Source organism: Bacillus sp. RCC_6_1 (assembly GCF_041360755.1).
GTDB lineage: Bacteria > Bacillota > Bacilli > Bacillales > Bacillaceae_G > Bacillus_A > Bacillus_A cereus.
Genome location: NZ_JBFUPV010000017.1, coordinates 1 through 13,410 on the forward strand (window position 1 = coordinate 1; position 13,410 = coordinate 13,410).

A 13,410-nucleotide genomic window follows, 5' to 3' on the forward strand; every position below is an offset into this window, starting at 1 on the left:
TTTAAATTCCCTACACAAAAAAAAAAACAACCTCTACTATAATTGACGTTGTATTTTCTTAGCTTGATAGCGATGGGGTAGCACCACATCACCATCAAGCTAAGGTTTTGAAGTACACACTAAATGAAAATTCTCTTTCTCTTCAATTAGTTATTTTGAGAATTCAACTCATTTTTTCTTTTTGGGGGTATTTACCTTTCTTAAGTTGATGGGCATGTGGCGGACCCCCTTTTAAAACTTTATTTTTTCGCAACCAAAGGACAAATAAAAAAAGGTCCTTAACAATTTGTTAAGGATTACGGAATAAAACCGCAATTTGGGTTAAAACCCAATCAGTTTGTAGAAAATAAATTGCAAGTATAGTAGCAATTGTATTCCCAAAAGCAATGTTTCAAATGAATTTTAACACACCTGTAACTGTAATAGTATCAACAAAATGTGGATTGAATTACAAATAGTGGTTACGAATATTGGAAAAGTTCAAAAATTAATTACATCTCATGAAGAAAAAGCATTAAGAAGAACTTGTAGCGATAAATTTTTAGAGGAAGCACCGATAGCGGGCGCTTTTTTCTTTGCTATATAAAATTTATATAATAATTGAGAAATTTACTAAGCAAACAATTGAACACTGTAACTCATCATCCATATCTCACATATAGATTCATAACTAAAATATTTAAAACAAACGTTTGTTTAATTCTCCTACACCAAATTTCTTCATCACATAAATAAAAAAATAAGAATACTCCATTTACATATATTCAAGAATTACAGTTAGTTATAACGTAAAACTCATTTTCTTATAGTTAATTAATCTTGAATATTTTTATACATGTTTCTGTAAGAATCCTACATTCTTCTCTATTTACCTATACTTACATTTTTTATAATTTATTATGGTATAGATATTGATTCAAAACATTTTATACAAAATGCATAAGTGGTATTTTTAGGGATTAATAGCTCGCTATAACATCTCATTTCTTTAATTCACAAAATTTTCAAAAATAAAATCTTAAAGAATTGCATTTTGCTGTATAATGGAATCAAACCATATATAAGATAGTTTCCCCGATATGAATAACCAGATATTTTATGTGTCCTGTGTATTGGCTGTAACCGCAAAAAGAACTTGTAGGATTCCTACAAGTTCTTTTTGCTTTTCTTATTGTATTTAGAGTAGGAACTTTTCAATATAGCAGAAAAAATAATGAAGTATTTATCTCTAGTTTGCTAACTCAAGTTTGTATGTTTGAATTTTAATAGGTTTCATTAATAAAAATAGTTTAGACTATAGAATAAAACATTAGACTGTTAAAAAAATAAGCAAAAAGGGAAGAACCACCAATATTCTTCCCTTTTCGCCTTTAATTAGGGTTTCTATATTAATGAATATAGAAGATTATAAAATGTTGGATGCAACAGTTTACTCTTGAAATTATAGCAAAATTGACAGGTGTTTTTTATGCAATATTGCATAAAAAGATTATTGTTTATCAAAGATACTGTCTCATGATAGACGATTCTGATGCAAAAACTTAAGGACCAGAATCTGGAGAAGTATTACAAAGGGAAAATAAATAAGCGGTATACTGCGATGCAAAAATTTCTAGGGTAAATCGTATTTTTGATAATTAGCATAAGTAATCCCTTAAATAAAAAAATTCAGGTATGAGGGGGTATTTTTTGAGCCTTTGCCATATCTCAATAGGAAAGTATCAGTATATCGAGTTTACATTAATTCACAAACAAACCATGTATTGATACTAAAGTGAACATTGCTTATTATAAAATACAAAAGGGGGCTACTATTATGTACAACTCAAAAAAAAGAATCGCCATTATTGGAGCTGGTCCAGGTGGATTAACTCTTGCACGTATTTTGCAGCAAGCAGGATTTGAACCTTTGATTTACGAACGTGAACCTTCGTCAACTGAACGATCTCAAGGAGGAACGCTTGACTTGGAATTTCATACAGGTCAAAAAGCTCTACGAGTGGCTGGACTGATGAAAGAATTTGAAAAAGTTTGCCGTTATGAAGGGCAGGAATTAAGGATTATGAATAAGAATGGTCACCTTCGCTATAAGAATGATTTCCAGGATAAAGAGGAAAATTCCAGACCCGAGATTGACCGAATGGATCTAAGAAATTTGCTATTAAATTCTCTACACCCCAATTCCGTTCAATGGGGCTATAAGTTAATTCAGGCTGTCCCTGTGGCAAATCATCAATATGAACTTCAATTCGAACATGGAGAAAAAGTTACTGTGGATCTTGTCATTGCAGCTGATGGTGCTTTCTCACGAATTAGACCTCTGGTAAGCAAGGCCAGTGCCAAATACTCTGGTATTAGCATGATTGAATTAAGTATAATGAATGTCGCTGACCAGCATCCAGACATTTTAAAATTTAATGGCAGTGGCTCCATGTTTGCAATGGGGGACAATAAAACACTTGTGGCTCAAGTAAACGGTGACGGTAGAATTCGCATCTATTTAGGGTTCCGAACGAATTACAATTTTTTAGATGAATGTGGCATTCCCTTTCATGAACCAGAGAAGGCTAAAAAAGAATTGTTGGAATATTTCGATGATTGGTCAGACGATTTAAAAAAATATATTTTATGTGCGAATGGAGAAATAATCCCTAGAAGAATCTATATGCTCCCTGTGCATCACCGATGGGAAAATAGATTGGGAGTTACGCTTATCGGTGATGCCGCTCATTTAATGTCTCCTTTTGCTGGTGCTGGAGCAAATTTGGCCATGCTGGATGGCGCAGAACTAGCGCTGTCCATCATTAATCATTCTAATTTGGATGATGCAATTAAAATCTATGAAGACAAAATGTTTGCATACGCTGGAGAAATGGCAGCCATTACTCAAGCTAACTTAGATATGTTTTTCTCAGACCGTGCAGATGAAAAATTGGAGGAGGTTTTTCGTGATATCCAGCATTGATACATTAAAATTTGCGCAGAAGAATTAGTAAAAATATTTTGTTAGTTGTAGAAAGTAGTATTTAGTAGAGAGACATAGTGTTTTATGTCTCTCTACTTTTTTAAACATCTTTTGTAGATTTGAAATAAAGTTATGATGTTTATTTATATAAAAAAATAGGAAACAATGATTCTAAATCATTGTTTCCATTTAAGGAGGTTATTTGGTACGTTAAAATATGAATAGACAACATGTCAGCAACATAAAAAAGATATGAGAATACATGTAGTGTCCGACTTCCATCTCTTAGAAAGATTTTATAACGGTTTGGATAGATCCTGTTTCATGATTAAAATAAAATGAAATTTTAATACTAATTTGTGTTTATAACAAGAAAGTGAGGGGATTTTTACTATGGCGGAGCAAAAAAGCAGAAGTAGACATTTGATTGATCCAGAAATTATCAGGGCAGTAGATTTAATACCAACAAACGCTCTTACCCAATCTACGCTAATGGAATCACGTAAGAATCAATCACAAATGATGCCACAAATAGATATAACACAGATGTTCCCTGTCACATTTGAAGAAAAGATTGTGCCAAGTTATTTTAGTGGTCCGGATATTCGAATAGAAATCATTAAACCAACCCAATCAAAGTATTATAGGATGCCCTTATTTTATTCGATCCATGGTGGCGGAATGGTTTTAGGAAGCCCAGTCGTTGACCGTTCAAGCAATGCATCATTGGCCGTACAGCATGGTTTTTGTTGTGTATCTGTGTATTATCGCCTGGCGCCTGAGCATATTCAGCCAAGTCAACTTGAGGATTGCTATTCAGGGCTAAAATGGTGTATTGAACATGCGGAGGAATTAGGAATAGATACGCAGAAAATTGCTCTTGCGGGTAGCAGCGCTGGCGGCGGATTGGCAGCTGGATTAGCCCTATACATTCGTGATCAGAAGGAATTTGAAATCCATCATCTAAGACTAATAAGGCCAATGCTAGATGACCGTACGAGTATTGCACCAGAGCATCCCTATGCAGGGGAATTTATTTGGACAAAACAAAGTAATTATTTTGGCTGGAAATCCGTATTAGGGCATGAACTAGGTCTGGAGGAAGTAAGTGAATATTACGTACCTGCACGTGCAAAGTCATTGGCTGGGTTACCACCGACTTATATGAATATAGGTACCATTGATTTATTTATAGACGAAGCCTTAACATTTGCGAAACAACTGATTTTTGATGGTGTTTTAGTGGAATTACATGTCTACCCTGGGTACCATCATTTGTCTTCTATGTTTCCAGATGCACATTTTTCAAAAGAAGATGCTAAGTCAAGAGAACACGCCTTACTGAAAGCACTGAAGTTAATTTGATATTAATGGTGAAAGTGGGTGCTGTTAGAGGAAGTTTAACAACATAGTTATTAAAATAGTAAATGAAAAGAGTACACAGATAATTATGCTCTTTAAAAAATAAATTTTTATGAGGGAAGAGTGTAAATTAAATAATAGAAATTATTCATTGTTTTTATAAAGAGAAGAGTTCATAGCAAACTCTTCTCTTTATTACGTTTCAAAAGGTACACCCTTTGGTTCGCTTTTTATTATTACGTGTTCAAAGATATAGAGAGCATTTGATATGCCTATAAAAGTATACCTTTATAAACAGTTTTGAGTTGTAGGTTAGTAACTAGAAACGAAATCAATTTTCTATTGACTTACAATTTGAATTTTCTTAAGGAATAAAAAGAGCCTATACTTCACTGAAGTATAGGGGGAGAGACAGAAATTAATCAGTTATTAATTTCGAATAGATACTTAAATCGATGAATTTTCCATTTGATTTTTCACTTTTTCTTAGCGTTCCTTCTAATGTAAATTTTAATTTTTTTAAAACACTTATGGAATTTAGATTTTCAGGTTCAACTTTTGCTTCAATGCGGTTTAGCTTTAAATTAGTAAATGCATAGTCTAATAAAGCGGAGATTGCTTCAGGTGCATATCCTTTGCCCCAAAATGCTTTTGAAATATCATAACCAATCTCAGTTTTAGAGTTTTCGAAATCTAAGAAATTATAACCACATGAACCAATGATTTGATTAGATTTTGCTTCGATAATAGTAAATCGGAGCGCTTTATTGCTTTGAGCCAGCTCGTTTAGAAATTTAATCATGTCTTTTGCTTGATCCTCAGTAGTGAAATTAATAATATTCATGAATTTCGTAACATCTGGATCAGACCATATTTTAAATAAGCTTAATGAATCGGATTCTTCTGTTTTTCTTAAATGTAATCTTTGTGTGTATAATTCTGTAATCAATACTTTTACCTCCATTATATTGGTGATGGGTAGATTAAAAATATTGATATCTGCGCATAATTCAGCCCTTTCTACTCTTAGTTATTTTTTATTATACATGAGAGAAATAGAGAGAGGGAATTATTTGATTTTTTATATCTACTTTGTTTCTTAATTGTTTTTTCCATTTAATAGCACAAGTGATTTCATTAAAATGAAAGGAGAAAATCTTTACCTTTACTTCAAATATCAGTACGTGATTGATATTAGTAATAATAGAATAGTTATTTAAACTTTAGGGGAGGAACAATAATATGGCAAAAGTTCTAATGTTTAATTTTCCAGGAGAAGGACATATTAATCCGACAATTGCACTTGTCGAAGAACTAATAAAAAGAGGCGAGGAAGTTATTTACTATTGCGTAGAAAAGTATAGAAGTAAAATAGAGAATACAGGAGCTTTGTTTCGACCATATGAAAATTTCATATCACAAATAGACATGGTAAAAAGAATGAGTGGGCAAATAGATTCTCAAGAACTATTATTACACATGGTAAAATCCATGGATAAAATAATAGAGATAATTTTAGAAGAAGTAAAAGAAGAAGAATACGATTATGTTATATATGATAATAATTTCGCTGTTGGATGGATCATAGCAGAAGTATTACAATTACCTAAAATTTCTTCATGTACAACATTTGCCATTACTAAAAAGATAGCTTCTACTCTTATGAAAAATCATGGAGAAGAAAATAAAAAATCCCCTTTATATCAGGAAGTCATGTGTATTTTGAAAAAATGGGAAGATATTTATGGAATTACTCTTAATGAAAAACAGAATGTGATGACATGCCCAGGGGATATTACAATTGTATATACATCAAAATTGTATCAACCAAATGTCGAAGAATTTGATGATTCTTATATATTTGTCGGGCCCTCTATTGCACAGCATAAAGATGTAGATTCTTTTTCCTTAGAACAGGCAAAGGGAAACAAGCTGATTTTTATTTCTATGGGAACAGTATTTAACCAGCAACCCGATTTTTATTACACATGTTTTGAAGCATTTCGAGATAGCTCGGTTACTGTCATATTAGCTATAGGGGAACAAAATGATATTAGTCAATTAGATAATATTCCTTCTAATTTTAAGCTATATAATTACGTTCCTCAATTAGACATTCTACAACATACTGATCTATTTATTACACACGGGGGAATGAATAGTTCCAGTGAAAGCTTATATTTTGGTGTTCCTATGCTAGTTATTCCAGTTATGGGAGATCAGCCTATAGTTGCTCAAAGAATAGAAGAATTAGAAGCCGGAGTCCAGTTAGATCGTAATTTGCTTACTCCGGAAATATTACGTAATACAGCAATGCATGTGTTATCGAATGATATTTATATAAAAAATAGCCATAGAATTGGAGAATCTTTAAAAAATGCTGGAGGATATAACAAGGCAGCCGATGAAATTGAAACCTTTAAATTTAAAATGGGTATTAAGTAAAGCAAAACTACTGTGACTTTAAAAGTGAACTATGAAAATGATTTATATGGAGGGAACTAAAATGAAGATTTTAGAACAAAAATATCAAGAAACTAACTATCTACAATCTTATGAGAAAAGTCTAAAATTATGGCCAACTAGTTTTTTATCTTACTTTGTAGAAACATCTCAAGGGAAGACTCATATTATTGAAAGTGGTAATAAATTAGCACAACCTCTCGTATTACTCCATGGAGCAAAGATGAGTTCGACAATGTGGTATTCAAATATTTTACACTGGAGTAAACATTTTAGAATAATGTGTATTGATATTTTAGGAGATAAAAATAAAAGTGTTCCAAAAAAGGGCTTTACAGATCGCTTAAGTTACGCACTATGGTTAAAAGAAGTATTACATACATTAGAAATTAATAGCACCAACATTGTAGGATTGTCATATGGTGCTTTGCATACTGTTAACTTCTTGACATTTTTTCCAGATAAGGTAAATAAGGCCGTAATAATGAGTCCTGCAGCAACGTATATTCCTTTTTATCCTTTGTTTTTTTCCTATGCTTCAGGAATGATGAATAGTAGGGAAGGGGTCGAGAAATTTTTAGAGTGGATTTTTGATAATCGATACACTATTCATCCATTTATTCAAGAACAATTGGTAGCAGGAATGATGTGGAATAATTCAGTGAAAAATGAAACTCCAACAGAACAGGGATTTCCATATATTTTTACAAATCAAGAGTTAGCCAAAATTCAAACGCCTATGCTGTTAATGTTAGGAGAGAATGAAGTAATGTATAACCCAATAGAAGCTTTCAAATGTGCTGAAAATTCATCACCCAATCTAACTGTAGAATTGGTGAAAGATGTAGGACATTTAATGTCCATGGAGAATCCTCAATATATAAATAGCCGTATTTTGGAGTTTTTTAACAAATAAGGCATCTCTAGTATCACATTGCAGATGTAGAATCCATAAAGTTAGTATCTACAACTACTTGAACACCACGTGTATGGTAACTGTCCTTGATGTGTCATATCATGTAACTATGTCGTTTTTAACGTGGGAATTGGTTTGGATATAAACAGAAATATTGCGAGGATAGTAGTTAATGATTCAATGATTTTAAAAAAGGAATGAATCGACGAGTACTATTCATTTCTGTGGTCAAAGGTACCTGTAATACATTTCCTTCAAGAAGGGGTTTATTTGCTAAAAAATTGTGGCTGAGGAATTTGTGGAGTATGTGGTGATTGGTATAAAAATTCTATCTAATAACCTATCAGTTTTATGTTGTTTATTGTTATTCAGTTAGGTTTATATATCTTGCTTTTTACTTTATTCATTTTAAGCATTTTAATTTTTGAGATACTAGAAGTTGAATAATTACGAATAAATACGTTTGATTTATATTCTATTTTTTAGTTATTAAGTTAACTTATTATACAATAGTTCAATATTTTATTATGGACGGAACTCAAGTTAGGTTAGTCTAAATGAAACTGATGTTTGATTCTAAATTAAGTACATTTTGGGTACCGCCACATGCCCACCAAGCTAGTAAAATGAAACATTCCTCAAAAGAGAAAAATTGATATCTTTGGAGTAAAAATATACAATTTTTCTCTTTTGAGGAACATGATGAAAACATAGCTTGATGGCTATGGGAAGTATCCATATAGAAGGGCGTTTTAAAAAGGGTTAGCTAAATTTTATCCCCAAATTTAATTCTGAAATTGGTGATAAAACGTCGATTATTTAATATAGGGTAATCTTTACAAATAATAAAGTTGGGTTTAAAATCTCTTTTTGTCTTTCGTGTACAATTCCTAGAATCACATAGTACCCCTAATAAAAGGAGAAAAGAAAGTTGAAATCATCCTTAGATAATATTCAAGAGAGTGAAAAATCACAAAATCAAGGGCAAACAATATGGAAATCCATGTCTATGTTTTTAGTTCCCTTGCTTTTAAGTAATATATTACAATCAGTTGGACAATTGTTTGGTATGGTAGTGGTAGGGCGATGGCTTGGTGTGAATGATTTAGCTGCTATTTCAGCATTTTTCCCATTATTCTTTTTACTTGTATCATTTGTAATTGGGATTGGATCAGGTAGTTCGATTTTAATTGGTCAGGCATTTGGTGCCCGTAATGAAGATCGTTTAAAAGCTATCGTTGGTACGACGCTGACTTTTACCTTTATAATAGGAGCTATTTTGGCAGTGGTGGGAAGTATATTTGCCCTAAATATTATGCGCCTTATGGGCACGCCAGAAAATATAATTGATATGAGTGTGCATTATGCGCGTATTTTATTTATTTCTATGCCAGTTTTATTCTTATATTTTGCCTATACAACATTTATGCGAGGTACAGGAGATTCTAAAACACCATTTTATTTCTTAATTGTTAGTACAGCTTTAAATATGATTTTATTACCTATTCTAATTTTTGGCTGGCTAGGAATACCGAAGTTTGATGTGTATGGGGCCGCTTATGCTTCTGTTATCTCAACCATTGTAACATTTGTTGTTATGCTTATTTATTTAAAGAAGAAGAATCATCCACTGCAATTAGATGAGACAGTACGGAAATATCTTCGTATGGATTGGGATTTATTAAAACTATTATTACGCCTTGGGATTCCAGCGAGTATTAATATGATACTTATTTCGTTATCTGAGATTGCGGTAATCGCATTTGTGAATCGCTTCGGATCTGATGCGACTGCTGCATATGGGGTTGTGAACCAGGTTGCAAGTTATGTTCAGATGCCGGCAGTCAGTCTTGGAATTACAGTATCCATTTTCGCTGCACAATCCATTGGTGCGAATCAATTTAATCGATTACAGAAAGTTATTCGCGCTGGAATTGTTATGAACTATATAATTGGTGGAATATTAATCACTCTTATTTACTTGTTTTCAAGAGAAATCCTAGCGTTATTCTTAACGAGCCCAAATACAATCGAAATTGCACATAGTTTAGTGATGATTACACTTTGGAGTTACTTAATTTTTGGTCATGCTCAAATTATTGGTGCGACAATGCGAGCAAGTGGAACTGTACTATGGCCCACTGTTATCGGTGTCGTATCAATATGGCTTGTAGAAGTCCCAGTTGCTTATTACCTTTCTTATCATGCAAATTTTGGTATAAAAGGAATATGGATTGGATATCCAGCTGCATTTATTGTGAGTTTACTTTTGCAATACGGATACTATAAACTTTCATGGCAGAAGAAACGCATTTCGCGACTTGTTAGTTAGAAAAGAAGGTGAAAAATGAGGTTGTCCCATAAGTCAATTGTAGGGGTATGGAAACATCGCCATCAAGCTAACAAAACGGAGATACCCCAAAACGGGAATATCTCCGTTTTATATTTCCAACACAATTTTATCCTTTTAGAGAAGAATACATTTCTTAAATTGATGGTAATATGGTAAGTTGTATTTTAAAAATAATGTTACGATGTTTATAAACAAGGTGCGTTGAAAAATGAAATATGTTGATAGATTTCTTAATAATATTCATATAAAATACTATTTTGAATTTGATAAAACTGTGTTTCAAACTAACGATAGAATGTATTTTGAAGAAAGGAACATAGGATAACAAATGAAAGTAAACATTAACATCATTGAAAAACTTAAAGAAGAATCTTGTACTTTTTACGTTCATAAAGTTACATCTTTCATTCAAGATATGGTATCCACACTAGAGAATAGTTCTGATGATTATTTAATAGTAAATTCTATCCACAAAAATGAACAAGAAAAAATCTCTTGTTCAACTATTTATTATTTGGAATACCTTGAAAGAAAAGTGTTTATTTATACAAAAGAAAATATATTTGAGGTAAAAAGTCCTTTATATAAATTGCAATATACACTTCCAGATAACTTTATTAGAATTTCAAAGGCTACAATTGTCAATATCCATTTTTTAAATAAATTCTCGGCTAAGACGAGTGGAAATCTAGAAGCACTGCTTTCAAATGGCGAAAATTTAATTGTATCAAGAAAATATGTTTCTTCTTTAAAAAATAAGCTAAAACAGTATTCTAAATAACCACATATGTATTGATTTTTACCACTTATGTTTAAAAGTATTTCTTTATATCTCCTTTAATGTAAATATTAATAAAAACAAAGGAGGAGATACAATGATTAAAGAAGTGCTTATAAGAACTCCATTATGGGTATGGATATTATTATTTATTTTAATAAAAAGAGGTATTGCTATTTCTCAAGAAAGACCGATTAATTTGTCTAAAATGTTTCTTGTTCCTGTGATTTTTATGATGTGGGGTTTGGAGAAAATTATTAATAAATTTTCTCACCTAGGGTATTGTTTAATAAGCTATACTATTTTCATTCTTCCAGGCATTTTAATTGGATATTTGTTATATAAAAAATATCAAATTTATTTTAAACAAGAAACAGTTATTTTTAGAAAGAAATGTTATTTGCCATTAATAATTATTTTGATTAACTTTTTTGTGAAATATCTTTTAAATGTAACTTTAGAAGTATCTTCATCATCTTATGATGATATTGCATTTAATGTAATGTATTCTGCTATAAGTGGATTGTCTGTAGGTTTATTTTTTGGAGGAATCTTATATACATTTTATATGCAATCAAAATTAAAGAATATTACCTTACAGTCATAAAAAAATACGAAAGGAAAAAAATATTGAAATTAAAAGAACGACTATATAAAGGCTTAGGAACGGGATCATTTATATATATGATAGTTTTACTATCGAGAAACAATAGCACCTTTATTACAAAAACTGAAATAATAAGTGTTCTGTTAATTTCTGCTTGTGCAGGTATTTTCACATTTATTTTTGATGTTGAAAGAATAAGCTATGTATTTGCTTTAGTAATTCATTTTTTCATAATGATTTTAGTTATTTTTCTTATATCTATATATAACCATTGGATAGCAACCTTTCCAACTGTTGATTTTTTCGAAAGTATAATTTTGATATATGCATTTTCTTGGCTTATATCCTATTTAAATACAAAAAAAGATGCTAAAGAATTAAATATGTTACTAAAAAACAATAAAAAGCAAAACGCATAAAATATCCGTTTTTAAGGTATTTGCTTTTCTTAACTCGATGGCTATGTGGCGAGACTATCCATTACAAGAATCTATTAAATTCATTTATAAAAAAGTACCCCTAGATTTATCTAGGGGTACTTTTTTATAAGGAATTACTTTCAATATAAACAGGAGGGGTATACCCATTAATTAGTATTGGAACAATTAATGAAGAAGCCCAAACCTCCCAGTAAATCTTTTTTCATAATTCTTCATCTCAAGCTTTATTAAACTATTTATTTACCACACTTGCATCAACTTTTACAATTAGTTTTCCTTTTTCAACAATTCCTGAAACTTTTTTAATTTTTAATGGAGCATTTCTTGGTAATATTAATTCCGCATATTCATTTCCCATATATACAGCATGTGTTCCTTTTGGAACTTCAATATCCATACGAATTGTTTTTGGCTTTTCTCCTAGATATTTATCAAGAATAGCTAGTGACGTACTTGTAAAACCTTTGTCTTTAACAGTTTTCCCTTCAAACTTTTTCTTGAATTTTTCAATTGATTCTTTATTAACTATAGTTTCTTTTGGGTTTTTTGGATCTTTGGGAAAAAATGTCCCCGGGGCAATTCCAAACTGTTGTTCATCTGTATATCTATATACCATAATTGTATCTGGTACACTAGCAGTATTTTGTTTAAATACTTTATCCATTTCTGCAGCGTATTCTTTTGCTACTTTTACATACTCTTTAGGATATCCATCTACTTTCCCTTCTCTTAAAGCTTGATTAATCCTTGTTCCATTTTGCTCATAGTTATTAAAAGCTTCTTTTGCTTTTGGTGTTACTACAATTTTATCTCTATGATTAGGAAGGTTCTTTCCATAATTTTTTGCTTCTTTTTCTTTGTCTTTAAAATCTATCAATTTATCTAAAAATGTATCAGTATTTTTTGTAGATTCAATAGAAGAAATAGGATAATCGAGAGTTGAACTTTGCTCCATTGCAGATGCTACATTAGCTGTTCCACTCATAAGAACTATAGTAGCTAGACTAAAAAAAGCAACTTTTTTACTTAACATGCGAATTTTCCCCTTTCAATGTCTTTAATATTTTTCAATTAGCTAAAACATTACAGTACTCAATTAATTGTGTAAACATTAAGAAATTTATAAATATTATTTTGAATTTTAAGTTTGTTTAAAATTCAAAATAATATTTACTAGTACTAACATTGTAGATATTGATTTAGTGGTAAATTAACAATTTTTTCGAAATAACTTTATTCAAAAAACTTCCCCTAAAAAACAAACTTCAAAAGGTACACCTTTTTGAACATATTTAAAGATTACAAAGAAAAAATAAGTTTTACAAAACATACAAAATGTTAAACTCAAAGAACCTAGTAATGTTAAGCAAACATACTAATATCACTGGATTTTTATTTGGTTATTTAATGACGGGTTTTACATATTAAAAAAATGTAAAAATAGTTTTACTGTTGTAGTTGAATTTTCCCAAAAAGTGATATTTTAAATTGGATACTTATTTCATAGTAAAGCAAAAAGCACCCAC

10 protein-coding genes are annotated in these 13,410 nt (G+C 30.9%); 8 read left to right on the forward strand and 2 right to left on the reverse strand.

Annotated features, from left to right (window positions below; translation table 11 throughout):
• The first annotated feature begins 1,816 nt into the window (after positions 1 to 1,816).
• Complete coding sequence (locus tag AB6801_RS27500) at positions 1,817 to 2,965, forward strand: FAD-dependent oxidoreductase (RefSeq protein ID WP_098785764.1); 1,149 nt, start codon at positions 1,817 to 1,819, stop codon at positions 2,963 to 2,965.
• 393 nt (positions 2,966 to 3,358) lie between these two features.
• Complete coding sequence (locus tag AB6801_RS27505; RefSeq protein ID WP_098785765.1) at positions 3,359 to 4,330, forward strand: alpha/beta hydrolase fold domain-containing protein; 972 nt, start codon at positions 3,359 to 3,361, stop codon at positions 4,328 to 4,330.
• Between the two features lie 415 nt (positions 4,331 to 4,745).
• Here the strand turns inward: AB6801_RS27505 and AB6801_RS27510 are convergent, their stop codons facing one another.
• Positions 4,746 to 5,276 (reverse strand): GNAT family N-acetyltransferase, encoded by a 531-nt coding sequence (locus tag AB6801_RS27510; RefSeq protein ID WP_000627284.1) that lies wholly within the window; start codon positions 5,274 to 5,276, stop codon positions 4,746 to 4,748.
• Positions 5,277 to 5,569: 293 nt separating this feature from the next.
• Between AB6801_RS27510 and AB6801_RS27515 the strand changes: the two genes are divergently transcribed.
• The 6 genes from AB6801_RS27515 (at position 5,570) to AB6801_RS27540 (ending at position 11,863) form a co-directional block, all read left to right on the forward strand.
• On the forward strand, positions 5,570 to 6,772 hold the full coding sequence (locus AB6801_RS27515; protein ID WP_098785766.1) for a macrolide family glycosyltransferase: 1,203 nt from the start codon (positions 5,570 to 5,572) through the stop codon (positions 6,770 to 6,772).
• 61 nt (positions 6,773 to 6,833) lie between these two features.
• Positions 6,834 to 7,706, forward strand: coding sequence for an alpha/beta fold hydrolase (locus AB6801_RS27520; RefSeq protein ID WP_000697151.1), 873 nt, complete (start codon positions 6,834 to 6,836; stop codon positions 7,704 to 7,706).
• Between the two features lie 931 nt (positions 7,707 to 8,637).
• Positions 8,638 to 10,038 carry an MATE family efflux transporter gene (locus tag AB6801_RS27525; RefSeq protein WP_000842627.1) on the forward strand — a complete coding sequence of 467 codons (1,401 nt, stop codon included), beginning with the start codon at positions 8,638 to 8,640 and terminating at the stop codon, positions 10,036 to 10,038.
• 349 nt (positions 10,039 to 10,387) lie between these two features.
• On the forward strand, positions 10,388 to 10,840 hold the full coding sequence (locus AB6801_RS27530) for a LytTR family DNA-binding domain-containing protein (protein WP_000867348.1): 453 nt from the start codon (positions 10,388 to 10,390) through the stop codon (positions 10,838 to 10,840).
• A gap of 94 nt (positions 10,841 to 10,934) precedes the next feature.
• A complete protein-coding gene (locus AB6801_RS27535) occupies positions 10,935 to 11,444 on the forward strand; it encodes a hypothetical protein (protein ID WP_098785767.1) in 510 nt (169 codons plus the stop codon).
• 23 nt (positions 11,445 to 11,467) lie between these two features.
• Positions 11,468 to 11,863 carry a DUF3021 domain-containing protein gene (locus AB6801_RS27540; protein ID WP_000768136.1) on the forward strand — a complete coding sequence of 132 codons (396 nt, stop codon included), beginning with the start codon at positions 11,468 to 11,470 and terminating at the stop codon, positions 11,861 to 11,863.
• Positions 11,864 to 12,116: 253 nt separating this feature from the next.
• Here AB6801_RS27540 and AB6801_RS27545 read toward each other — a convergent pair whose 3' ends face one another.
• Positions 12,117 to 12,917, reverse strand: coding sequence for an ADP-ribosyltransferase (locus AB6801_RS27545; RefSeq protein ID WP_000949431.1), 801 nt, complete (start codon positions 12,915 to 12,917; stop codon positions 12,117 to 12,119).
• Positions 12,918 to 13,410 lie beyond the last annotated feature (493 nt).